This window comes from Streptomyces sp. HUAS YS2 (genome assembly GCF_033343995.1).
GTDB lineage: Bacteria > Actinomycetota > Actinomycetes > Streptomycetales > Streptomycetaceae > Streptomyces > Streptomyces solicathayae.
In genome coordinates this window covers 4185346-4207886 of sequence record NZ_CP137573.1, presented here as the reverse complement: position 1 = coordinate 4207886, position 22541 = coordinate 4185346, and the positions used below count along the sequence as shown (strand labels likewise).

Here is a 22541-nt window from a genome sequence, read left to right as displayed (position 1 = left end):
CGCTTCGGCGCAGGCGGACGTGGCTCAGTTGGTAGAGCATCACCTTGCCAAGGTGAGGGTCGCGAGTTCGAATCTCGTCGTCCGCTCCATGAAAGAAGCCCCCCGGTCGATCCGACCGGGGGGCTTCTTCGTGTCCGTCAGCTCCAGCTCGTGCCGGTGATGAGCTCGTACGCCTCGATGTACTTGGCGCGGGTGGCGTCCACGATCTCCTGCGGCAGCGCCGGCGGCGGCTGCTCGCTCTTGCGGTCCCAGCCGGAGGCCGGCGAGGTCAGCCAGTCGCGGACGAACTGCTTGTCGTACGAGGGCTGGGCGCGGCCCGGCTCCCAGCTCGCGGCCGGCCAGAAGCGGGACGAGTCCGGGGTGAGGACCTCGTCGGCGAGGATCAGCGTCTCGCCGTCGAAGCCGAACTCGAACTTGGTGTCGGCGAGGATGATCCCGCGCTCGCGGGCGACGTCGCGGGCCCGGCCGTATACCGCGAGGGTGGTCTGGCGCAGCAGCGCGGCGGTCTCCGCGCCGACCTGGCGGGCGACCTCCTCGTACGAGACGTTCTCGTCGTGGTCGCCGACGGCGGCCTTGGTGGCGGGCGTGAAGATCGGGGCGGGCAGCTCGGAGCCGTCCGTCAGGCCCTCGGGCAGCGCGAGGCCGCAGACCGTACGGGACTCGTTGTACTCGACGAGGCCGGAGCCGGTCAGGTAGCCGCGGGCCACACACTCCACGGGCACCATGTTCAGCGACTTGCAGACGAGGGTGCGGCCCTCCCAGTCGGCGGGCGCGCCGGCGGGCAGCTCGGTGGAGAGCACGTGGTTGGGCACCAGGTCGGCGAGCAGGTCGAACCACCAGAGCGAGAGCTGGGTGAGGACCCGGCCCTTGTCGGGGATCTCGGTGGGCAGCACCCAGTCGTACGCGGACATGCGGTCGCTCGCCACCATGACGAGGTCGCCCGCCTCGTCGCGGTACAGGTCGCGCACCTTGCCCGTGTGGAGATGGGTGAGGCCCGGGACCTGGACGGGCTCGGGCTTTTCTACGAATCCGGACACGGTTCCTCCGCGTAGGTTGATCCAGGAGCGCTCCAATTCTCTCCCACCGGGAGGGGGACGCGGAGGCCGGGCCCGGTCAGTCGCGTTTGCAGATGCGGTCGAGGAGGTTCGCGGTGGCACGCTGGATGCGGGTGTCGGTGTGGCCCGGGCGGTCGAGCGCGGGCGACCAGGCGAAGGTGCCGGAGGCAAAGACCCAGGCGCCGGACGGGGCCCGGTAGAGCGAGGTCTCCTGGTGCCGCAGGGCCCCTTCGGTGTCCTGGTACGGCGAATGGGCGAGCAGGATGCGGCTCTCGTGCGGCGGCAGGGCGGTGCGCGGGAAGTACCGATCGGCCTCGCCCGCCACCAGGCCGGGGATCTCGTCACCCTCGGCGGCACCGGTCGCCTCCCAGAGCCAGTGCTCGGCGTTCCGTACGACCAGCGGCGACGGTTCGGGGACCCGGCCCGCGTACTGGATGCCGAGGAGCTGCTGCTCCGGACGGTCGATCTCGCGCCACAGGGCGGGGCGGCCGGGGCCGCGGCGCTTGCGGCAGGTGAGCAGCCGGTCGGGCGCGCCGGACGGCGAGGGGCCGAGCTCGACCTGCCAGTACAGGGTGTTGGCGGACAGGAAGACCAGCGAGGTGCCCTGCTCGCGGGCGAGCTCGACGGTCCGCCGCATGGGGACGGACCAGTACTCGTCGTGGCCTGGGAAGACCAGGCCGCGGTAGCGGGTGGGGTCGACGCGGCCGGCGTGCAGGTCGCGGGTCTCGGCGTACGCGAGGTCGTAGCCGTAGCGCTCGGCCCAGCGGATGAAGTCGTACGCGTGGCCCACGTGCAGCGGCAGGCCCGCGCCCGCGTACGGCCGGTCGAACGACACCGTGACCGCCGCGTCCTCCTCGCCGAGGAGCCGGCCCTGCTCGTCCCAGGCGTGGTAGAGGCTGGCGCCGGTGCGGCCGTCCTCCGGGTACAGGTTGTACGCCTGCCAGGTCACGTCCGGCAGGACGAGGAGCAGGTCGGCGGGGTGGTCGTCGCGGACCGTGAAGGGGATGTGGGAGCGGTAGCCGTCGGCGGTGGTGAGCACGGCGACGTACGCGCCGATCGACCAGTACGACGGGATCTGCAGCCGCCAGGACAGCCACCAGTGGTGGCAGGAGACCGTGCGGTCGGCGGTGAGCGGGGGCGGCTGGACGATGCCGGAGAGCCGCGGGCTGGTGGTGATCTTCGCGGCGCCGTCGCCGCTGTAGTGGCCGATGCGGTAGACGTCCACGGAGAACTGCTGCGGCGGGTCCACGGTGATGTGGAAGTCGATCGCCTCGCCGGGGGCCACCGCCCCGTTGGACGCGAAGCCCTTGATCTGACGGCGCACGTCGTCCGCCGTGCGCGGGCCGCCGGTGCTGGTGGTCTTGCCGCCGATCGCGGTGTCGACGTACCAGGGGACGACCTGGCCGGTGTCGTCGAAGTAGTGCTCGCTGCCGCGCAGCCAGGGCAGCGGGCCCTGACCGAAGGGGTCCGTGACGGCGTGGGCGAGCGCCCCTGATTCCCACCGCCTGATGTGCTCTGCCCCCATGCTGCGCCCCTCCCTCGACTCCCCCGAATGGTGATGTCCGGTGTCTGGTGCCTGGTGCCCTGGTGCCTGGTGCCTGGTTCTGCCTGATGCCTGGTGTGTGCGTTGTGGTGCGTGGGTTGTGCGTCGTGCGGCCGTGCGCCCTGGCGTGCCTTGCGCAAGCCTGGCGCGAGCCCAAGGCGCGACGGGTTGTCAGCGCCGAAACCCAGCACATCACATAACGCACGCACTCCGTCACCGTTCGTCGCTAATTGACGAGAGCGGAACCAGTGCTTCCGGGTCCGGGGGAGCTCCGGACCGGTCTCAGACCAGCCGGACGGGCTTCTCGGGCCGCACTCCGGTGCGGGCCAGCCAGACCCGCAGGGGGTCCGGGTCGCCGTCCTCGACCAGGGTCAGAACACAGCTGGTCAGCTCGGTCTGGCGCTCTTCTCCCAGGAAGAGCGCGGGGCCGTCCAGCCAGTCGAGGCCGGGGCGCGCGCCCGCGGTGTCCACGGCGGCGCAGCACACCATCGCCGTCACGTGGTCGGCGAGCAGGTCGCGTCCGGTACGCGGCGGCTGCAGCGGGAACAACGGCAGCGCGTCGGAGCCGGAGACGGCGTGCGCGTGGCCGGGCGCGCCGGGCAGGGAGACGGGCGCGGGCTCGGGCCTGCGAGCCTCCTCGCGGGCGACCTCGGCGGTCAGGGCGGCGGCCAGCGCGTCCGCGGGCGGCTCGGCGGGGCCGTCGGCGTCCCGGGCGGATGCGGCTCCGGCGGCTCCCACTCCGGATTCGGCTCCGGTGGCTCCGGCTCCGGTGGCGCCGGTGGTGGAGAGGTGGGCGAGGACGCGGGCGAGGGTCGGGCCGTCCGCCGCGTCGTCGCGGACGGTCCGGTCGGTGCCGGACGCCCCGGCGGGCAGCACGCCCAGCCGGTCCAGGACGCCGTGCAGCCGCGCGGCGTCCGTCCGCCACTTCCGGTCCACGACCTCCTCCGGGTACTGCTGCCAGTGCACCGGCGCCCAGTCCGGGCCGGGCTCGGCGGGGCCGCCGTGGAACAGGCGGGCGGCGAGCAGCGAGGCGGCCTCGTCGACTGCGCCGGGCTCCTCCAGCAGGTCACAGGCCGGGCGCTCGCCCAGCCGGGACGTGAAGCCCTCGGCGAGCCGGTCGCGCCGGGAGAGTTCGGTGAGCGCCGAGACCACGCCCGCGTCGAGACGGGAGGGCCAGCGACCCATCCGCCACGCGGGCAGCGCGACCCGGGTCAGCAGCCGGTCCCAGCCCGCGTACGCGAGCCCGACCTGCTCCTGGGCGACGATCCGCACCCCGTAGTCGACCGCCTGGGCGCGCTCGGACGCGGCGACGGCGACGCCCCGCTCCATCTCGGCGGCATGGCCCCGGCAGCTGCGCAGCAGCACCCGGGCGACCGCGCCGACCCCGCGCGCACCGAGCCGGCGGACCGGGTCGAGCCCGGGGCGGCGGTGCGCGGCGACCGCCGCATCCAGACCCTGCACGAAGCGTCGGGCCGCGGCTATGTCGGGCTGCGCGGACGGTCCCGTACCGGCGACGACGGGGGCGAGCACCGCGCGCAGTTCGCCGACCCGCATCCACCAGAGGAACGGCGAGCCGATGACGAGCACGGGCGCGTCGGTGGAGCGGCGCAGCCCGGCCGTGCGGCCGTTTCCGTGCGCCGGATGCGTACGGTCCTCCAGCCAGCTGTCGCAGTCCGGCGTCAGGGCTATCGCGGAGGGCGCGGGGACACCGAGCCGGTCGGCCAGGTCCTGCACCATCCGGTACAGGTCGGGGGCGGCCGGCTCGGCCAGCTCCACCGTCGGCGTGACGGCGGGCCTGGCCCGCGCGATGACCAGCGCGACGGCGCCGGCCACGAGGAGGACGAGGACCGCGACCACGGTGACCGCCCAGCGCGCGGCGTCCCAGCCGGAGCCGGTGAGATGCCCGGTGGGGCCGCCGGCGATGAGGACGACCGCGACGGCCGCGGGGAGCAGCGCGACAGCGGTGCCCCAGGAACGGACGCGGAGGACGGCGAGGGCCCGCAGCCGCGCCGCGCGTGCGCCGCGCTCCTCGGCCGCGGCCGCGCCGCGGCCGGAGCCGTTACCGATGCCGGACATGGACCTGCCTCACCCCCCTCGTACCCTCGTAGGGACTGCCTGTGGCGGTGTTGCTCACTCCCCCACTGTGGCACCCGCCACCGACATCGCAATGCCGGTGGGCCAAGTGCCGGAACGCCTGCGCCGCACCCTAGTTGGGGGTTCGGCGGGCGTCATCCGGATGGCTCAGCCGTCACTCGATGGAATGGCTTTGGGTAAAGGTGAAGACAGTGGGCGGGGGAAAAGGTTCTCCCTCCCCCGCCCCGTCCGGGTCACTCCCCGGCAACTGCCGGGGTCACTCCCCGGCGGCCTTGAGCGCGATGTCCGTGCGGTGCTGCGAACCGTCGAGCCGGATCCGGCCGACCGCCGCGTACGCCCGCTCGCGGGCCTGCGCCAGGTCCGTACCGCTCGCGGTGACCGACAGGACGCGGCCGCCGGCGCTGACGACGGCGTCGCCGTCCCGCTTCGTGCCGGCGTGCAGGACGTACGCGTGCGGGGCATCCTGCGCCGCGACCTCGTCGAGGCCCTCGATCGGGTCGCCGGTGCGCGGCGTGCCCGGGTAGTTGTGCGAGGCGACGACCACGGTCACCGCCGCGTCGCCGCTCCAGTTCAGCGGCGCCTGGTCGGCCAGGGTGCCGTTGGCGGCGTTCAGCAGGACGCCGGCGAGCGGGGTCTTCAGGCGCGCGAGCACGACCTGGGTCTCCGGGTCGCCGAAGCGGGCGTTGAACTCGATGACCCGCACACCGCGGCTGGTGATCGCCAGACCCGCGTACAGCAGCCCCGCGAACGGGGTGCCGCGGCGCCGCAGTTCGTCGACGGTCGGCTGCAGGACGGAGTCCATCACCTCGTCGACCAGCTTGGGGTCGGCCCAGGGCAGCGGCGAGTACGCGCCCATGCCGCCGGTGTTGGGGCCCTCGTCGCCGTCCAGCGCGCGCTTGAAGTCCTGCGCGGGCTGCAGCGGGAGGACGGTGACGCCGTCGGTGATCGCGAAGAGGGAGACCTCGGGGCCGTCCAGGAACTCCTCGATGACCACGCGGTCGCAGGCCAGCGCGTGCTCGCGGGCCGCGGCGAGATCGTCGGTGACGACGACGCCCTTGCCCGCCGCCAGGCCGTCGTCCTTGACGACGTACGGAGCGCCGAAGGCGTCCAGCGCCTCGTCGATCTCCTCGGGGGTGGTGCAGACGTACGAGCGGGCGGTCGGGACGTTCGCCCCGGCCATGACGTCCTTGGCGAACGCCTTGGAGCCCTCCAGCTGAGCCGCCTGCTCGGACGGGCCGAAGCAGGGGATGCCGGCCGCGCGCACGGCGTCGGCGACGCCCGCGACGAGCGGGGCCTCCGGGCCGACGACGACCAGGTCGGCGCCGAGCCGGCGCGCCAGCGCGGAGACGGCGTCGCCGTCCAGCTGGTCGACGGGGTGCACCTCGGCGACCTCCGCGATTCCGGCGTTGCCGGGCGCGCAGTGCAGAGCGGTGACGTCGGGATCGAGAGAGAGGGAGCGGCACAGGGCGTGTTCGCGGGCGCCGCCGCCGATGACGAGGACCTTCACGCCAGCCAGGGTAGCCCGCGGGGCGGAGTGCCCCTTGTGCGGGCCACCGAGCGAGACGCCCTATTCGTTTGTGTATTCCTCCACCACGGTGGCCCCGAGCTCGCGAACGATCAGGTCGTGCCCGGAGAGCGCCGACTCGACGAGGTCGGGGTCGTCCTCCTCGGGGGTGTCGTCCTCGGGGGCGACCGGCGGCGGTGCCTGGACCGGCGCGGGGGCCTGCGGCTGGGCCTGTACGGGCGCGGGCGCGGCGGCCTGCGGCGGCGCGGGGGCGGCCGGGGGCTGCGGGGCAGGGGCCTGCGGCGGGGGCGGGGCCTGCTGGAACGAGGGGGGCGGCGCCGTGGGCCGGCCGCCGCCGAAGCCGCCGCCGCCCGCGGCGGGCGGGGGCGCGGAGCCGCCCGAGGGGTCGACGATCGCCTCGATCTTCCAGTGCACGTTGAACTGCTCGGCGAGCGCCTGCTTGAGCACGTCCTCGCTGCCGCTGCTCGCGAAGTTGTCGCGGGCGCCGGCGTTGAGGAAGCCGAGCTGGAGGGTGGTGCCGTCGAAACCGGCCACCTGCGCGTTCTGCGAGAGCAGGATCCAGGTGAAGCGGCGGCGGTTCTTGACGGCGTCGAGGATCGACGGCCACATGTTCCGCACCTGGGCGGCGCCCTGGGCCATGTCCCCGCCGGGGGCGGCGGGGGCGGCCGGCGCGGCCGACTGGGGCGCGGGGGTCTGCGCGGCGGGCGCGGGCGCGGCGGCCTGCGGCGCGGAGGCACCCGGCCAGGCGCCGGGCGCGCCACTGCCGGGAGCGGCGGCACCGGGCCACGCACCGGGGCGCGGTCCGGCGGGCGCCTGCGCCGGCGGAGCGGCGGCGGGGGCGGGCTGGGCCGGCGGCGCGGGCTGGACCGGCTGCGGAACGGCCGCCGGGGCAGGCGCCGGGGCCGGGGCGGGCGGCGGCGGGGCCATCGGCGTGTGGGCGTCCGGCCCGGGCACGTATCCCATGGCGGGCGCGGGCGGGCCGGGCATGACGACGGGTGCGGGGGCGACGGCCGCCCCGCGCTCCAGCCGGTCGAGCCGGGCCTGCAGCGAACGCTCGTCGTCGAAGGCGGCGGGCAGCAGCACGCGCGCGCAGATCAGCTCCAGCTGCAGTCGCGGCGAGGTGGCCCCGCGCATCTCGGTGAGCCCGGAGTTGACCAGGTCGGCGGCCCGGCTCAGCTCGGCGGCGCCGAAGACGGAGGCCTGCGCCTGCATCCGCTCGACGACGTCGACCGGCGCGTCGATCAGGCCCTTCTCGGCGGCGTCCGGCACGGCGGCGAGGATCACGAGATCGCGCAGCCGCTCCAGCAGATCGGCGACGAACCGCCGGGAGTCGTTGCCCCCCTCGACGACGCGATCGACGACCTCGAACGCGGCGGCACCGTCACCGGCGGCGAAGGCGTCCACGACGGAGTCGAGCAGCGACCCGTCCGTGTACCCGAGCAGGGCGGTGGCCATGGCGTATGTCACACCGTCGTCGGCGGCGCCGGCGAGCAGCTGGTCCATGACGGACATCGAGTCACGCACGGACCCGGCGCCGGCCCGCACGACCAGCGGCAGTACGCCGTCCTCGACGGGGATGCCCTCCCGCCCGCAGACCTCGCCGAGGTACTCGCGCAGGGTCCCCGGCGGGACGAGCCGGAACGGATAGTGATGCGTCCGGGACCGGATGGTCCCGATGACCTTCTCGGGCTCGGTCGTCGCGAAGATGAACTTGAGATGCTCCGGCGGCTCCTCGACCACCTTCAGCAGGGCGTTGAAGCCCGCCGAGGTGACCATGTGCGCCTCGTCGATGATGTAGATCTTGTAGCGGCTGGAGGCGGGCCCGAAGAAGGCCTTCTCCCGCAGGTCACGGGCGTCGTCCACGCCACCGTGCGAGGCGGCGTCGATCTCGATGACGTCGATGGACCCGGGCCCGTTCCGGGCGAGGTCCCGACAGGACTGGCACTCGCCGCACGGCGTCGGCGTGGGCCCCTGCTCACAGTTCAGGCACCGCGCGAGGATCCGCGCACTGGTCGTCTTGCCGCAGCCGCGCGGCCCGCTGAACAGGTACGCGTGGTTGACCCGGTTGTTCCGCAGGGCCTGCTGCAACGGGTCGGTGACATGCTCCTGCCCGATGACCTCGGCGAAGGACTCGGGGCGGTAGCGGCGGTACAGCGCGAGAGACGACACGTATACGAGGTTATAGGCGCACACCGACAACCCGTGCCCGAGAACGCAAGCGCCCCCCACGCACCCGCCAGAGCCGACCTACCCTTGCTGCCTTCCGGCCCTGGGGGAGTTCAGTCAGATAGCGCCACGTGAGGGGCTGGCCCCAGAGTACCCGATCCCAGGGGCCCCACGGTCCCCCGCTCCCGATCGCGGGACCCCGTTCTGGATCACGTTCGCGAGCACCCCTCAGCGTCTTGTATTGTTTGCGGCGGAGGATTCGCCTAGAGGCCTAGGGCGCACGCTTGGAAAGCGTGTTGGGGGCAACCCCTCACGAGTTCGAATCTCGTATCCTCCGCCAGGCAGAAGGCCCGGACCGCTCAGCGATCCGGGCCTTTGTCGTACCCGTGGGTCGGGACGCGGGTGCGTCAGGCGGGATGGCGGCGGATCCGCCGGAAGGCGAGCGCGGCCAGGAGGGCCGCCAGGGCGGCGAAGAGGGCGGTCTCCAGGTACTGGAAGGTCCAGTACCGGTCGGCCGGCTGCTCGGCGATCTCGACGTGGACGTCGCCCTCGGCCAGACACGTGGGCAGCTCGGAGAGCGAACTGCGCTCCATGCAGTCCTGGAACCAGACGGTGCGGCCGACCTCCCGGCCCGCCGCGTCGAGGATCGGGCTGGTCTCGACGACCCAGGGCCCGCCGGGGACGCGCAGGCCGCCGATGTCGCCGTACGTACCGATCTTCGTCAGGCGGCCGATCAGTTCGGGGGTGAGCGGGACCGAGGTGCGGGCCGGCGCTTCGTAGTGCGGGCGGATCAGGGTGGGGACGGCGATCTGGAGGGCGACGAAGACGACCAGGGTGGCGGCCATCGCGGGTACGGCGGCGCGGAGGAACAGGCCCAGGGTCGCGCCGAGCACGGAGGCGAAGGCCGCGTAGCCGAGCGGGGCGAGGTTGCGCGAGGCGAAGAGCGCCGGTTCGAAACGGTTGTCGAGGACGGCTGCGACCGGGCCGGTCGCCCAGGTCAGCAGCAGGCTGTACGGGCCGACACCGGCCACGCTCAGCAGACCGACCAGCCCGAGCTTCACCGCCAGCCACCTGCCGCGGGGCACGCTCTGGTTCCACACCAGCCGGTGGGTGCCGGCCTCCAGCTCCCGGGCGATCAGCGGGGCACCCCAGAACACTCCGATGACGCCGGGCAGAGCGAGCAGCAGGTAGCCGAGCAGGTCCGTTCGGAGGCTGTACCGGTCGGCGAACGCGCCCAGCTGCCCGGCGCAGGCCTCAACGGCCGCGCAGTGGGCGAGGGTGTCGTCGTACGCGCCGTGGATCTGCCCGCCGAGCACGACGAGGTAGCCGGCCAGGAGCAGGAGCGCCCCGAGGCCCACAAGCGCCTGGGTACGGAACTGGCGCCAGGTCATCCAGATCATCGGTGGGCCTCCGTGAGTGCCGACGAGGAGCGGACGCCGGTCCGGTCCGCCCGGGCGAGATGGGCGAGGACCAGTTCTTCGAGGCCGACCTTCGCCATGGACCAGGGCCCACCGGCCGGCAGCGCGCGATCGGCCCGCACGACGGCCGTGGTCTCCCGCCCGGTCGGGTCGGTGGGCGTGATGACCTCCGCTCCGGCGGGCAGGGACGCGAGGTCCGCGTGGCGGCCGGTGATCCGTACGTGGCTCGCCAGCAACTCCGCCACCTCGCCGGCCAGCTGGACCCGGGAGCCCGCCATCACGATCAGGTAGTCGCACACCCGCTCGACGTCGGGCAGGGCGTGGGAGGAGAGGACGGCGGCGGCGCCCAGTTCGGTGACGGACTCGATCAGGTCGTCCAGGAAGGCGTGCCGGGCCAGTGGGTCCAGGGCGGCGGCGGGCTCGTCGAAGATCAGCAACTCGGGCCGTTTGGCCGCGGCGACGGTGAGGGCGAGCTGAGCGCGCTGGCCGCCCGAGAGCCGGCCGGCCTTCTGCCGGGGGTCCACCCCGCCCGTACCGGCGAGGGAGACCCGTTGAGCATCCGCGTCCTGCTCGCCGACGGCCAGGCGATGATCCGCGGCGGCCTGCGGCTCATCCTGGAGGACCAGGACGACATCACCGTGGTCGGCGAGGCCGCCGACGGCGCCGAGGCGGTCGAACTCGCCCGCCGGCTGCGCCCGGACGTGTGCCTGGTCGACATCTGCATGCCGGGTCTCGACGGCATCGACGTCACCCGGGCCCTCGCCGGCCCCGGCGTCACGGACCCGCTCCGGGTGGTCATCGTCACCACCTTCGACCTGGACGAGTACGTCCACGGCGCGCTGCGCGCCGGGGCGGTCGGCTTCGTCCTCAAGGGCGCCGCGCCCGCCCTGCTCGTCGAAGCCGTCCGCGCCGCACACGCCGGGGACGCCCTCATCTCCCCGTCCATCACCCTGCGTCTGCTCCGCGACCTGGCACCGGCCCGGGCCGGTGCGTCCGCCGCCCGGCCGGCCCAGCCGCTCTCGCCCCGGGAGACGGAGGTGATCCGGGCCATCGCCAGAGGCCGCACCAACCAGGAGATCGCCGGCGCCCTCTTCATCACCCTCAGCACCGTCAAGAGCCACCTGGCGACGATCCAGAACAAACTCGGCGTCCGCAATCGCGTCGAGATCGCCGCCTGGGCCTGGGAGAGCCGCCTCATGGACTCCCCCGTCACCGGTCCGGGGTGAGATGGACGCGCAGGAGGTCGGCCACGGCGGCGGGGGCCTGTTCGGGGATCCAGTGGCCGATGCCGGTGAGGGTGTGGAAGGTGTACGGGCCGGTGACGAAGCGGTGGGTGCGGTCGGCGCCGGTGCGGCTCAGGGCGGGGTCGCCGTCGCTGAAGACGAACAGGGTCGGGACGGTCACCTTGGCCATCCGTTTCGGCGTGTTCAGCATCATGGCCCGGTACCAGTTGACCGCCGGGGTCAGCGCGGCCGAACGCGCCGCGAACTCCACGTCCCGGGCCGCGCTCTCCTCGGTCTGGCCGCCGGCCGTCAGGCCGGCGACCAGGCGCGGTCCCGAGCGCCGGGCGAGCCGGCGGATCGCGAGTTCGGGCAGCCAGGGGACCTGGAAGAGGTACATGTACCAGGACATGAGGAACTGGCGGCTGGTGAACAGGGACCACATGAACGCGGCCGGGTGCGGCACGGACAGCGCGGTCACCGTCGCCACCACGTCAGGCCGGGCCGCCGCCAGCGACCAGGCCACCGACGCGCCCCAGTCGTGCCCGACGACATGCACCTTGCGGTCGCCGAGCCCCGCCGCCTCGACCAGCGCGAGGACGTCGTCGACCAGCGCGGACAGCCGGTACGCGAACCTCCCGCGCGGCCGGGCCCGGGGCGAGTACCCGCGCTGGTCGGGCGCGAGCGTGCGGTAGCCCGCGGCGTGCAGCAGCGGGGCGAGCCGGTCCCAGGAGCGCGAGGTCTGCGGGAAGCCGTGCAGCAGCACCACGACGTCACCGTCGAGCGGCCCCTCGTCCGAGACGTCGAAGACCAGGCCGGCCCGCTCGAAGGACGTGGTGCGCCGCTCCGCGGCCGTCACGCCTGCACCCACTGACCGTGGAAGGTGTACCCGAGGCTCTCGGGGACCGGCAGCGTGCAGACGGGCCCGTCGGCGACGGCCCCGGCATCGAAGATCACGATGTTCGTGGCCCCGGCGGCGATCTCGTTCTCGTACGCGATGAGCCAGCCCCGCCCGTCGGGGCGGCCCGGATCGCCGGGGACGAACAGCGGCTCGCTGACCAGGTGGCCGGGGCCGTAGTCGTGGATGTCCGCCTCGCCGCGCTCGGTGTCGTACCGCGCGACCGCCGAGAACGCGACGCCGAAGCCGGGCTCGGTGGCGGCGGCGCCGTAGACGTCGCGGTGGGCCGTGGTGGCCAGGCGCGGATCGATGGTGGGGAATTCGAGCGGCAGCGAGTGGATCTGGTGCCCCTCGACCTTGCCGGAGGGGCCGACGCGGTAGCGCCAGAGGCGGCCGACCGGGGAGCAGGACGCGTCCGTGAGGTGACTGAGGCTGCTGAGGGCCTCGTGCATGACGGTCCAGGACCGGAAGCGGACCAGGTCGAAGACGATGTCGGCACCGTCGTCGTACGCGCCGGCGAAGTGCCACTGGAACCACGGGTCGGTCTCCACGACGCGGAACGGTCCGCCCGCGCGGGGGACGAGCAGGATGCGGGTGGGCTGGTCGCCGTGCCAGCGCATGGCCTCGAAGGTCGTGAGCCGCCCGGACATCATCGCCGGCATGTCCAGGACCACCGGGCCGAGGCAGAACACCAGGTGGGTCGCGGTCATCGCGAAGTCGTGGACCATGTGGCGCCGGGGCAGCCGGATGGAGCGCAGCCGCTCGGTCGGGCCGCCCTTCCTGGTGCGGTAGATCTCCAGACTCGGGCGCGGGCCGTACACGCAGCCGAAGTTCCACAGCTCGGCGGTGGCGGGGTCCCAGCACGGGTGGGCGGAGTACGGGCTGCCGAGCCGGCGGCCGACGGCGCCGGACGGCCCCACCGCTCCGTCGAGGTCGCAGCGGCCGAGCGTCGCGAGCGAGCCGGGCTCCAGCTCCCACGGCAGGTCCGCCTCCCAGAGCGCCAGCAGCCGGCCGTCGATCATCGCCACGGAGGTGTTGGCCTGCGAGGCGGGCAGGCGGAGCGCGTTGCGGAGCCGGCCGCCCGCGGCGTTCGCCCCGCCGAGGCGGACGGGGGGCCCGTCGCCGCTAGGAGCGCCGTCGCGGCCCGCCGCGCGGGCGCCGAGGGCCGCCGCGTACGACGGCGTCCGGACGTAGCGGGACCGGACCCGTACCGGGCGGCCGGGCGTGAACGTCACCGCGCTGACCAGGCCGTCGCCGTCGATGACGTAGTCGGACAGATGGTTCCCGGGTCCGTTTCGGTAGAGGGTCCCGGCCAGCCCCTCGGGCAACTTCCCCTGACTGAGCCGGAGTTCGGCGTCGACCTCGCGCGCCCAGCCGCCGTGATGCAGATCCACGAGCACTCCCATGTGATCGGCGAACACATTGATGTGATCGCCGATTACATTTCCTCTTCGCCTCCGTGTCAAGGTGTGGTACGACTGGCTCCATGAACGCCCGAGCAACCGGCCGGCCCTACCACCACGGCTCCCTCCCGGAGACGTTGCTGGGGCATGCCGTCGAGCTGTTGGACGAGGGAGGCATCGAGGCGGTGACCGTCCGCGAGGTGGCCCGCAGGGCGGGCGTCTCCCCCTCGGCGCCGTTCCGGCACTATCCGGACCGGGCCGCCCTGATCACGGCGGTCGGCGAGGCCGTGGCGGTGGACTTCGCCACGGCGCAACTGACCGCGGTGGACTCGGCGGAGGACTCTGCGGAGGAGATCCCCTTCAGGGCCCTGGGCACCGCGTTCGCGCACTACGCGCTGGCCCATCCGCACCGGTTCACGCTCCTGCGCCGCGCCGTCTTCGGCGCGGACCGCACGCCCGCCCTGCAGGAGGGACACGATGCGCTCGTCGGGGCCATCACCGACGTGATCATCGCCGGTCAGGAGCGCGGCGAACTCCGGCGGGCCGACCCGGACGTGGTCCGGATCGCCGGCCAGGCGCTGGCCTACGGGTTGTCGCAGATGTTCGTCGACAACTACCTCGACGCCTCGCGCGCCGACGAACTCATCGAACAGGTCGTCGACCTGTTCGGCCTCGGCGTCCTCGCCTCCGACAGCGAACGGCGGCAGGCGCACGAGGACTGTCCGTGCGGGCTCGAAGCGGGCGCCTCGGAAGTTCCAGAAAACCCAGAAGACCCAGAAGACCCGCAAGACCCGCAAGACCCAGAAGTCTCCTAGCACTGTCCTAGAAGTCACTATCGCCTTGCGCCGGACGGGAGTTCGGCAGCGAGGCGTCGGGGGTTGCTTTGTCATGACTCAGACAAACGCTGGCGCGTTCGACCGGCAGATCCAGGAAGCGGCGGCCCGGGCGGACCTTGGTGCGTACCGCGGCGGCTACCAGAAGGGGTCGGCGACGAGCACGGCGGCGATGCGGGTGGGCATCGCCGTGTGCGGGCTGTTCGGCATCGCGACGGTGGCCTCCCTGGCCACCGGCTATCCGGCGCTCGCGATCGTGACGGGTCTGCCGACCGTGATCGGCGCCCTGCGACTGCTGCTCGGCGGGATGGCGAGCGGCGGCCCCGGTGCGCTGCACCTGTACCAGGGCGGCGTCGTCGTCCTGCACAAGAACCAGGTGCGGGTGGTCCGTTACGCCGACAGCACGGTGCTGGACAACACCAAGCGCCACACCCAGTACGGCAGGACCCTCTCCACCGTCTACTCCTTCGGCCTCACCGACACCGACGGCCGCAATCTGGTCGTCGGCAGCGCGTTCCCCGGCGGCGAGCAGTGGGGCCCGTGGGTGCAGCAGGATTCCGCCACCGCCCAACTCCCCGGCGCACTGGCACGGTTGCGCGCCGGCGAGAAGCTGGACTTCGGGCTGCTGTGGATCACGGCCGGGGAGATCGGCTCCGGGAACACCTCGGCGCCGTGGCATCAGGTCGAGCGGGTGGAGATCAAGGACGGTTCGATCGACGTCCGCGTGGCCGGCCGGCGCGGCGCCCTGGCCGCCTCGTGGGTCCGGCTCACGCCGAACTTCTCGCTCTTCCACACCCTCACCGACATGGCCGCCCAGGGCCGGCCGCTCGCCTAGAGCGGGGAAGGGCACGGCGCGGCAGGGAAGAGGAAGGCGCATGTGCGCCACCCCGGCCGTCGCGCCGTGCCCGTTCACGCGGGCACACCGGTGATCACCCCTACGGGGCGCACCCGCTGCCGATCAGCAGGCGCTGCCCCAGGAGTGGGAGGAGACACGGTCGTTCCAGCCGTCGGGCATGCTCTCCCAGTACGCGCCGTTGGGGAGGCAGACGAAGGAGCCGCGGCGTTCGGTGTTCTCGTAGAAGAGGACGTCCTCGTAGCTGCCCGAGTAGCCGCTGTTGCGGGCGGAGGAGACCTTGTCGTTCATGTCGCCGCAACCGGTGTTGAAGCGGTAGTCGCTGTCGTCCCCGCTCCAGCGGCACGTGGCGCCGCCGGCGCCGGTGTGCTCCCAGACGTGGACGTAGCCGTCCGCCATCACGGCAGCGGAAACGGAGGCCGGGGCGGAGGAGACGGAGGACGAGGCCACGGACGGCGTCGTGGCGGCCAGGGCGGCCGTCAGTGCCAACGCGGCCGCGGCCAGGACCGTCTTCGTCTTGCGCATGATGTGTCGATTCCCTTCTGATGGAACCGGAGCGGGAGTGCTCACGGTCGTCTGTGGAGGACCTCGCGGGCCCGGGGCACGGCGGCGCGTGCCAGGCGGAGTTCGGTCGCGATCTGCCCGGCGTACCGGCGGCGGACCTCTGCCCCGTACCGCGCGTCCAGCGCCTTCGCGGTGGCGGCCAGGCCGGACTCGCCCGCGCAGCCGGCCTCCGCGACGGCCAGGCGGATCTCCGCCGCCCTGGTCCGCACGCCCGGCAGCGCCTCGCGCAGAGCGTCGGGGGTCGCGTAGCGGTGGCCCCGCCCCGCCATGCACCGCGCCCAGCCGCCCACCGCCCGCCGGAACTCCGGGTCCTCACGCACCTTCGGCACGTACAGCGGCGTCAGGTTGGCCACCGTCAGGCGCGCGGCGAACCAGCCCTGGAGGTCGCCGTACAGCCGGCGCTGAGCCCGCGCCGTACAGCCCTCGTCGCTCGCCACCACCACACCGCCGCCCGGCATCCGCGCCGACAGGCCCTCCGGGCGCGCGCCGTTCAGCGCCGCCAACGCGGCCTTCTGCCGCTCGGGCGGCAGGCCGCGGAAATAGCGTTCGTTGGGGTCGGCCGCCTTCCGGGCGGCGATCCGGCGCTCCTCGTCGAGCCCGTAGCCGTGCCGCCGCGCCCAGGCGACGTCGTCGAGGACGTACGGGAAGCGGCGCGGTGGCTCGTCGGGGAGGGTCCGTGCCTCGTACGCGAAGCCCTGCGCGCGCAGGCACTCGGCGATCAGGATCTGCTCCGCCCGCTTCAGGTACCGCCGGTCCGCCGCCGACGGGACAACCCGCGCCCCCGCCCCCTCCGGGCTCCCCGGGCTCCCCGGGCTCCCCGGCCTGTCCGCCCTGTCCGGCCTGTCCGGCCTGTCCGGCCTGTCCGCCCCGCAGCCCGCTGCCGCCAACGCCGTCGCTAGAAGCACGAGCATCAGCGCCGCGAGGACGGCCGGCCGCCGGCTTCGTACACCCCTGGTCCGCACAGCGCCCAGGCTGCCCCACGATGATCACGCGGATACGCGTCGCCGCAGGTGAAACGTTGCGTCCTCGCCCGGAAGGGTGGCGCTCCACGATCATCCGAAAAATAATCGGGATGCGTTCCGTGCCGGATGTCGAGAGCCCGTCTCCCGCTCCGACCATGGGGTGACAGCGCGCCGAAGGGGCGCGCGACACGGGGAGGAAACCCACCATGAAGTACGTCGCGATGATCTACGGCAACCAGGCCAAGTGGGACTCCTTCCCCGCCGACGCCTGGCCCGAGGCGATCGCCAAGCAGGACGCCTTCAACCGCAGGTACCGGGAGAGCGGCGAGCTGATCGGCGCGTACGGGCTCGCCGACGCGGCCAACGCGCAGCTGGTGCGCCGCGCGGACGGCGTCCCGGCGGTGACCGACGGCCCGTACCTGGAGACCAAGGAGTACATCGCCAGCTTCTACCTGCTCGACTGCGACAGCCTGGAGCGGGCGCAGGAGATCGCCGCGGACATGCCGTTCGCCGACGTCGAGCCGGTCGAGCTGTGGCCGGTGCTGCACGAGGCGGCGGCCGACGCTGCGGGCCTGTGAGCAGCGTGCCCCACACGGTCGAGGACCTGCTGCGCGAGCTGGCGCCGCAGGTCCTCGGCACGCTCGTGCGCCGGTACGCGAGCTTCGACGAGGCCGAGGACGCGGTGCAGGAGGCCCTGCTCGCCGCCGCGCTGCAGTGGCCGAAGGACGGTGTCCCCGAGAACCCGCGGGGCTGGCTCGTCACCGTCGCCGGCAGACGGCTCGTCGACCAGGTGCGCAGCGAGGCCGCGCGGCGCCGCCGCGAGGACAGCCACGCCCTGGCCACGCCGCAGTCGGCGCTGATCGGCCCGCCCGCCGACGAGCGCCCGGAGGCGGACCGGGACGACTCGCTGGCCCTGCTGTTCCTGTGCTGTCACCCGGCGCTGTCGCCGTCCAGCCGGATCGCGCTCACCCTGCGGGCGGTCGGCGGTCTGACGACGGCGCAGATCGCGGCGGCGTTCCTGGTGCCCGAGTCGACGATGGCCCAGCGCATCAGCCGCGCCAAGCAGACGATCAAGGCCGCCGACGGGACCCTCGCCCTGCCCGCGGAGACCGACCGGGCCGAACGGCTCGGCGAGGTACGGCACGTGCTGTACCTGGTCTTCAACGAGGGCTACACCGCCTCGAACGGCGACGACCTCACCGCCCCCGAGCTCTCCACCGAGGCGATCCGGCTCACCCGCCTGCTGCACCGGCTCGTCCCCGACGACGGCGAGACCGCCGGGCTGCTCGCCCTCATGCTGCTCACCGACGCCCGCCGCCCCGCCCGCACCGGGCCGCACGGCGAGCTGGTGCCGCTCGGGGAGCAGGACCGCGGCCGCTGGGACGCCGCGCTGGTCGCCGAGGGCGTCGCGCTGATCAGCCGTACGCTGCCGCGCGGGCAGGTCGGGCCGTACCAGGTGCAGGCCGCCATCGCGGCGGTCCACGACGAGGCGCCGGACGCGGACGCCACCGACTGGCCGCAGATCCTCGCCCTCTACGAACTCCTGGAACGGTTCGGGCCGAACCCGATGGTGACCCTCAACCGGGCCGTCGCCGTCGCGATGGTCCACGGTCCGGACGCCGGGCTCGAGTTGCTGGCCGCGCTGGCGCAGGACAAGCGGATGGCGAAGCACCACCGGCTGCTCGCGACCCGCGCCCACCTCCTCGAACTGCGCGGCGAGACGGGCCGGGCGACGGACGCGTACCGCGAGGCCGCCCGCCGCACGACGAGCGCGCCCGAGCGGCGTCATCTCACCGATCGGGCGCGGAGGTTGGAGGCGTCCGGAGGAACGGACGCCTGAGCGGGTGCGGCACCGGTCTCGCCGGCCCGCACCCGCCGTACGCGGCGGTCACGCCGCCAGGGTCGCGGTCTTCGGGTGCTCGTCGGACGGAACGCTCCGAAGCGCCGCCGCCTCCTGCTCCCGCTTCGTCTCCGCCGCGCGCCGGGCCACCCGGCCGCGCAGGGCCAGGGTGCCGGTGGCCGTCACCGCGCCGGCGGCGAGGGCGGTCCACCACAGGGTTGCCGGGCCGACCGAGGTGTAGACGGTGACGCCCAGGGTCAGAGCGGCGAAACGGGCCGCGCCCCAGGTCCAGCTGAACGCGCCCTGGTACCGGCCGCGGGCGTGCGCCGGGGCCAGGTCGGCGACGACGGCGGCGGCGATGCCCGAGACCACGACCTCGCCAAGGGACCAGACGGCCACCGAGAACGCGTACCCGGCCACGCTGTCCGCGATGCCGGTCAGCGCCACGCCGGCGGCGATCAGCAGGCTGCCCGCGGCCTGCACCGGGAGCTGGGGCAGCCTGGCGAGCCGGGCGGTCGTGAAGGGCTGGAGGACGACCACCAGGATCGCGTTGATCGCCGCCATCGTCCCGTACACGGCAGGCGAGAGGCCGCTGTCGTGGATGGCGAGCGGCAGGGCCACCTCGGTGAGGGAGTAGACGAACAGCTGGATGCCGAAGAGCGGGAGCAGCGCCAGGAGCAGCTTGTCGCGGAAGACCACCCCGTACCCGATGCCGTCCTGGTTCTTCGCCGACGTGGCTCCCGCGGCCTGCGGGGCGGACTGCGGGCGGGTCTCCGTCAGCCGGGTCACGACGATCGTCGCGTACAGCAGCATCGCCGTGACGTCGACGGCGAACAGCAGCCAGTACCCGTGCGCCGCGAGGAAGCCACCGAGGACGCCCGCCACCGCCGTGCCGATGTTGCTGCCCCAGTGGAACAGGGCGTACGCGCGCTGCCGCCGTTCCGCGTCGACCGCGTCGGACATCAGGGCGTACGCGGCGGGGGCGACCATCATGCCGGTCGCGCTGACCAGGAGCGCCGCGGCGGCCATCGTCCAGACGCCGGGGGCGGCGTACAGCGCGCCCACCGCCGCGGACGAGCCGAGCAGGCCGCTGAGCATGGCCGGGCGGCGGCCGAACCGGTCGGCGAGCAGTCCGCCGACCGCCGGGCCGATGAGGTGGCCCGCGCCGAGCGCGCCGAGAACGTAACCGACCTCGGAGCCGGTGACGTCCCGCTCGGCGAGGAAGAACACCAGGAACGGCGTGACCATGAAGCCGATGCGGTGGACGACCGACCCGGCGAAGACGGTCCATACGGTGCGCGGCAGTCCGCGGTAGCTGGAGAACATGTGCGGAAGCCTGCGCCCGTCCCCCGCACCCCCACCAATGATTAAGCTCAGACCGAATCCAACAGGGATACGGACCGGAGGGTGTGCGCCCATGGAGTACGAACTCAGCTTCTCCGCGGCCGATCTGGCGCAGACCCGGTTCGCGGTCTCCCCCATGTGGGAGGTCGTCACCAGCTACCGGATCCTGCGCGGGGACGGCGCCGCCGCCGGGCCGCACCGGCGCTGGGCCGAGCAGGTCCGGCCCCGGCTCGCCGAGGCCGGGCTCGACCGGGGCTGGCTGGCCGAACTGATCCCGCGCACAAGCTACCTCGCCGACTTCCTCAATCCGGCCCCCGCCGCCCCCTTCCCCACCCTCGCCGCCGAACTCGACGCGATCCGCCGGACCGCGCCCGACCGGGTCCGCGTCGAACTCGACATGCTGGCCGCCCAGTCCGGCGACCGGCGTCCCGGCCCGCGGCTCCGGCTGCTGCGCGAGGCCCCCGAGGCGGCTCTGGAGAAGGTCGTCGCGGAGATCGAGTGCTACTGGGAGCTGGCGCTCGCGCCGTACTGGGCGAGGGTCCGCGACGTACTGGAGGCGGACGTCTTCCACCGGGCCCGGCAGGTCGCCGAGCACGGCGCCGCCCACGTCCTCAACGAGCTGCACGAAACGGTGAGTTGGGACGACGGCAGCCTACGCCTGGTGCGCCGGCACTGCCGGCTGACCCGCGACGAGGCCGGGGCCGGGCTGCTGCTGATCCCGTCCGCGTTCGCCTGGCCCCGGGTGCTCACCCGCTCCGTGCCGCCCGAGCCGCCGCAACTCGCTTATCCGGCACGGGGGATCGGCACGCTCTGGGAGCCGCGGACCACGGCGGCCGGCGAGGCGGTCGCGGCGGTGATCGGCCGGTCGCGGACGCTGCTCCTGACCGAGCTCGACACCCCGGCCTCCACCACCCAGCTGGCCCGCCACTCCGGGCTCTCCCCCGCCGGCGTGTCCCAGCACCTCACCGCGCTGCGCGACGCGGGCCTGGTCACCGCGCACCGGGCGGGCCGCTCGGTGCTGTACGCGCGGACGGCGGTGGCGGACGCGCTGCTGACGGCGGGAGCCTCCTGAGCGTCCCGCGCGGGGCGTCCTGGGCGCGGGCCTCGTGAGCGGGGGCGGGGCTTGCCATCGAGCGCACTCCAACTCCTAGGCTGCGGACCTCCAATCCCCGTACGCGAAAAGGGAGTCCGGCATGCGCTATCGCATCCTCGGCGGCACCGGCATCGAGGTCAGCACGTACTGCCTCGGAGCGATGATGTTCGGCTCCGTCGGCAACCCCGACCACGAGGCGTGCACCCGGATCGTGCACGCCGCCCTCGACCAGGGCGTCAACTTCGTCGACACCGCCGACATGTACTCGGCCGGCGAGTCCGAGGAGATCGTCGGCAAGGCGCTCGGCGGGCGCCGGGACGACGTGGTGCTCGCGACGAAGGTGCACTTCCCGCTGACGGAGGGCCCGAACCGGAGCGGGAACTCCCGGCGCTGGATCGTCCGCGCCGTGGAGGACAGCCTGCGCCGGCTCGGCACCGACTGGATCGACGTGTACCAGGTCCACCGGCCCGACCCGCGCACGGACATCGAGGAGACGCTGGACGTCCTCGGCGACCTGGTGTCGCAGGGCAAGATCCGCGCGTTCGGCACGTCGTCCTTCCCCGCCGACGAGATCGTCGAGGCCCATGCCGTGGCCGAGCGGCGCGGGCTGCGCAGGCCGCGGACCGAACAGCCGCCGTACTCGATCCTCGCCCGCGGGATCGAGCGGTCCGTGCTGCCGGTGACCCGGCGGTACGGGATGGGCGTCCTGACCTGGAGCCCGCTCGCCTTCGGGTTCCTCACCGGGCGGTACCGCAAGGACATGCCGGTCGATCTGACGAGCGGCCGGGCCGCGCTCCGGCCGACCCGCTTCGACCCGGCGCTCCCCGAGAACGCGGCCAAGTTCGAGGCCGTCGAGAAGCTCGCCGCGCTCGCCGACGACATCGGCTGCACCCTGCCCGAGCTGGCGATCGCCTTCGCCGCGGCGCACCCGGCGGTGACCTCGGTGATCGTCGGCCCGCGGACGGAGGAGCAGCTCGTGGGACTGCTGAAGGGCGCGCCGCTGGTCCTCGACGACGAGGTGCTCGACCGGATCGACGAGATCGTGCCGCCGGGCACGAACGTGTACGACCCGGAGGCCGCCTTCCCGCCCGCGTCCCTGACGGACCTCGCCGGCCGCCGCCGCCCGCTGACGGACCGTGCGGCGGCGGACGCGGCGTGAACCCGTGAACCCGTGAACCCGTGCCCCCTGAAAGGGGGGTGGTCCCCACGGGTGGAATCGGTGCGGTAAGGGCGCGGTGCCGCGCCTTTCCGGCGCGGCACGGCGTCCCCTGGAGGGAGCAGACCCACCGACCCCCGAGGGAGCGACGTCGTGAAGTACATGGTGATGGTGCTGGGCTCGCAGACGGACTACGACGCCATGAAGGGCGAGGGCTCCGCCCAGTCCCCGGTGTGGACCCATGAGGACGTGCAGAACATGGTCGTCTTCATGAACGAGCTCAACGAGGAACTGACCGCCTCCGGCGAGATGCTGGACGGCCAGGGCCTCACCGAGCCCGCCCGCACCCGCTTCGTCACGGCCTCCCCGATCGGCGGCCCCACGATCCGCGACAACCCGTACGACCGCTCCCAGGAACTCCTCGCCGGCTACTGGATCCTCGACTGCGCGAGCCTCGACCGCGTCACCGAGATCGCCGCCCGCATCACCCAATGCCCGGTCCCGGCCGGCTCCCCGGACTACCCGGTCGTCATCCGCCCGATCGACGAGGTCGGCCCGGGCCGGTGACGGTACC

At 73.6% G+C, this 22541-nt stretch carries 20 protein-coding genes, 2 tRNA genes and 1 other RNA gene; 10 read left to right on the top strand and 13 right to left on the bottom strand.

The annotated features are described in order from the left end of the window. The first annotated feature begins 13 nt into the window (after positions 1 to 13). Positions 14 to 89 (top strand) — tRNA-Gly (locus tag R2D22_RS19390). A 48-nt stretch (positions 90 to 137) separates the two neighbouring features. On the opposite strand, the gene R2D22_RS19385 is transcribed toward R2D22_RS19390, so the two are convergent. The 6 genes from R2D22_RS19385 to ffs all read right to left on the bottom strand — a co-directional run bounded on the left by R2D22_RS19385 (position 138) and on the right by ffs (position 8527). Further along, positions 138 to 1037: a phosphoribosylaminoimidazolesuccinocarboxamide synthase gene (locus tag R2D22_RS19385; protein WP_318105230.1), complete on the bottom strand. Its 900-nt coding sequence runs from the start codon at positions 1035 to 1037 to the stop codon at positions 138 to 140. A gap of 76 nt (positions 1038 to 1113) precedes the next feature. Next, positions 1114 to 2580 (bottom strand): N,N-dimethylformamidase beta subunit family domain-containing protein, encoded by a 1467-nt coding sequence (locus R2D22_RS19380; protein WP_318105228.1) that lies wholly within the window; start codon positions 2578 to 2580, stop codon positions 1114 to 1116. A gap of 300 nt (positions 2581 to 2880) precedes the next feature. Continuing rightward, positions 2881 to 4674, bottom strand: coding sequence for a M48 family metalloprotease (locus R2D22_RS19375; protein ID WP_318105227.1), 1794 nt, complete (start codon positions 4672 to 4674; stop codon positions 2881 to 2883). A 274-nt stretch (positions 4675 to 4948) separates the two neighbouring features. After that, positions 4949 to 6199, bottom strand: coding sequence for a phosphoribosylamine--glycine ligase (gene purD / locus R2D22_RS19370; protein WP_318105225.1), 1251 nt, complete (start codon positions 6197 to 6199; stop codon positions 4949 to 4951). Between the two features lie 60 nt (positions 6200 to 6259). Continuing rightward, positions 6260 to 8386 carry a DNA polymerase III subunit gamma and tau gene (locus tag R2D22_RS19365; protein ID WP_318105223.1) on the bottom strand — a complete coding sequence of 709 codons (2127 nt, stop codon included), beginning with the start codon at positions 8384 to 8386 and terminating at the stop codon, positions 6260 to 6262. A gap of 42 nt (positions 8387 to 8428) precedes the next feature. Beyond that, positions 8429 to 8527, bottom strand: an RNA gene (gene ffs / locus R2D22_RS19360) — signal recognition particle sRNA small type. Between the two features lie 108 nt (positions 8528 to 8635). Between ffs and R2D22_RS19355 the strand changes: the two genes are divergently transcribed. Then, positions 8636 to 8723, top strand: a tRNA-Ser gene (locus R2D22_RS19355). Between the two features lie 67 nt (positions 8724 to 8790). Here R2D22_RS19355 and R2D22_RS19350 read toward each other — a convergent pair. Both R2D22_RS19350 and R2D22_RS19345 read right to left on the bottom strand, forming a co-directional pair. Beyond that, positions 8791 to 9783, bottom strand: coding sequence for a hypothetical protein (locus R2D22_RS19350; RefSeq protein WP_318105221.1), 993 nt, complete (start codon positions 9781 to 9783; stop codon positions 8791 to 8793). Then, the gene (locus R2D22_RS19345) at positions 9780 to 10325 is read right to left on the bottom strand and encodes an ATP-binding cassette domain-containing protein (RefSeq protein WP_411977045.1); all 546 of its coding nucleotides are present in this window, start codon (positions 10323 to 10325) and stop codon (positions 9780 to 9782) included. Before R2D22_RS19345 ends, R2D22_RS19350 begins: the two co-directional genes overlap by 4 nt. Positions 10326 to 10352: 27 nt before the next feature. On the opposite strand from R2D22_RS19345, the gene R2D22_RS19340 reads away from it, so the two are divergent. Next, positions 10353 to 11027: a response regulator gene (locus R2D22_RS19340; protein ID WP_318105220.1), complete on the top strand. Its 675-nt coding sequence runs from the start codon at positions 10353 to 10355 to the stop codon at positions 11025 to 11027. Here R2D22_RS19340 and R2D22_RS19335 read toward each other — a convergent pair. Together R2D22_RS19335 and R2D22_RS19330 are read right to left on the bottom strand one after the other, a co-directional pair. Beyond that, on the bottom strand, positions 11011 to 11880 hold the full coding sequence (locus tag R2D22_RS19335; protein ID WP_318105218.1) for an alpha/beta fold hydrolase: 870 nt from the start codon (positions 11878 to 11880) through the stop codon (positions 11011 to 11013). The two genes, R2D22_RS19340 and R2D22_RS19335, sit on opposite strands and share 17 nt — an antisense overlap. Further along, on the bottom strand, positions 11877 to 13313 hold the full coding sequence (locus tag R2D22_RS19330) for a carotenoid oxygenase family protein (protein WP_318105216.1): 1437 nt from the start codon (positions 13311 to 13313) through the stop codon (positions 11877 to 11879). Before R2D22_RS19330 ends, R2D22_RS19335 begins: the two co-directional genes overlap by 4 nt. Before the next feature lie 92 nt (positions 13314 to 13405). On the opposite strand from R2D22_RS19330, the gene R2D22_RS19325 reads away from it, so the two are divergent. Both R2D22_RS19325 and R2D22_RS19320 read left to right on the top strand, forming a co-directional pair. Further along, complete coding sequence (locus tag R2D22_RS19325; protein ID WP_318105215.1) at positions 13406 to 14137, top strand: TetR/AcrR family transcriptional regulator; 732 nt, start codon at positions 13406 to 13408, stop codon at positions 14135 to 14137. Between the two features lie 73 nt (positions 14138 to 14210). Continuing rightward, complete coding sequence (locus R2D22_RS19320; protein WP_318105214.1) at positions 14211 to 14990, top strand: DUF6585 family protein; 780 nt, start codon at positions 14211 to 14213, stop codon at positions 14988 to 14990. A 123-nt stretch (positions 14991 to 15113) separates the two neighbouring features. Here R2D22_RS19320 and R2D22_RS19315 read toward each other — a convergent pair whose 3' ends face one another. Both R2D22_RS19315 and R2D22_RS19310 read right to left on the bottom strand, forming a co-directional pair. Continuing rightward, positions 15114 to 15533 (bottom strand): peptidase inhibitor family I36 protein, encoded by a 420-nt coding sequence (locus tag R2D22_RS19315; protein WP_318105213.1) that lies wholly within the window; start codon positions 15531 to 15533, stop codon positions 15114 to 15116. A gap of 41 nt (positions 15534 to 15574) precedes the next feature. Further along, on the bottom strand, positions 15575 to 16483 hold the full coding sequence (locus R2D22_RS19310; protein ID WP_318105212.1) for a hypothetical protein: 909 nt from the start codon (positions 16481 to 16483) through the stop codon (positions 15575 to 15577). 257 nt (positions 16484 to 16740) lie between these two features. Between R2D22_RS19310 and R2D22_RS19305 the strand changes: the two genes are divergently transcribed. Further along, positions 16741 to 17112 (top strand): YciI family protein, encoded by a 372-nt coding sequence (locus R2D22_RS19305; RefSeq protein WP_318105210.1) that lies wholly within the window; start codon positions 16741 to 16743, stop codon positions 17110 to 17112. 5 nt (positions 17113 to 17117) lie between these two features. Next, a complete protein-coding gene (locus tag R2D22_RS19300) occupies positions 17118 to 18374 on the top strand; it encodes an RNA polymerase sigma factor (RefSeq protein WP_411977150.1) in 1257 nt (418 codons plus the stop codon). A 48-nt stretch (positions 18375 to 18422) separates the two neighbouring features. Here the strand turns inward: R2D22_RS19300 and R2D22_RS19295 are convergent, their stop codons facing one another. Then, positions 18423 to 19700: an MFS transporter gene (locus R2D22_RS19295; protein WP_318105208.1), complete on the bottom strand. Its 1278-nt coding sequence runs from the start codon at positions 19698 to 19700 to the stop codon at positions 18423 to 18425. Between the two features lie 91 nt (positions 19701 to 19791). Here R2D22_RS19295 and R2D22_RS19290 point away from each other — a divergent pair, with 91 nt between their 5' ends. The 3 genes from R2D22_RS19290 to R2D22_RS19280 all read left to right on the top strand — a co-directional run bounded on the left by R2D22_RS19290 (position 19792) and on the right by R2D22_RS19280 (position 22534). Further along, the gene (locus R2D22_RS19290; RefSeq protein WP_318105206.1) at positions 19792 to 20790 is read left to right on the top strand and encodes a DUF5937 family protein; all 999 of its coding nucleotides are present in this window, start codon (positions 19792 to 19794) and stop codon (positions 20788 to 20790) included. 121 nt (positions 20791 to 20911) lie between these two features. Continuing rightward, positions 20912 to 21970, top strand: coding sequence for an aldo/keto reductase (locus R2D22_RS19285; protein WP_318105205.1), 1059 nt, complete (start codon positions 20912 to 20914; stop codon positions 21968 to 21970). Positions 21971 to 22120: 150 nt separating this feature from the next. Then, a complete protein-coding gene (locus tag R2D22_RS19280; protein ID WP_318105204.1) occupies positions 22121 to 22534 on the top strand; it encodes a YciI family protein in 414 nt (137 codons plus the stop codon). Positions 22535 to 22541 lie beyond the last annotated feature (7 nt).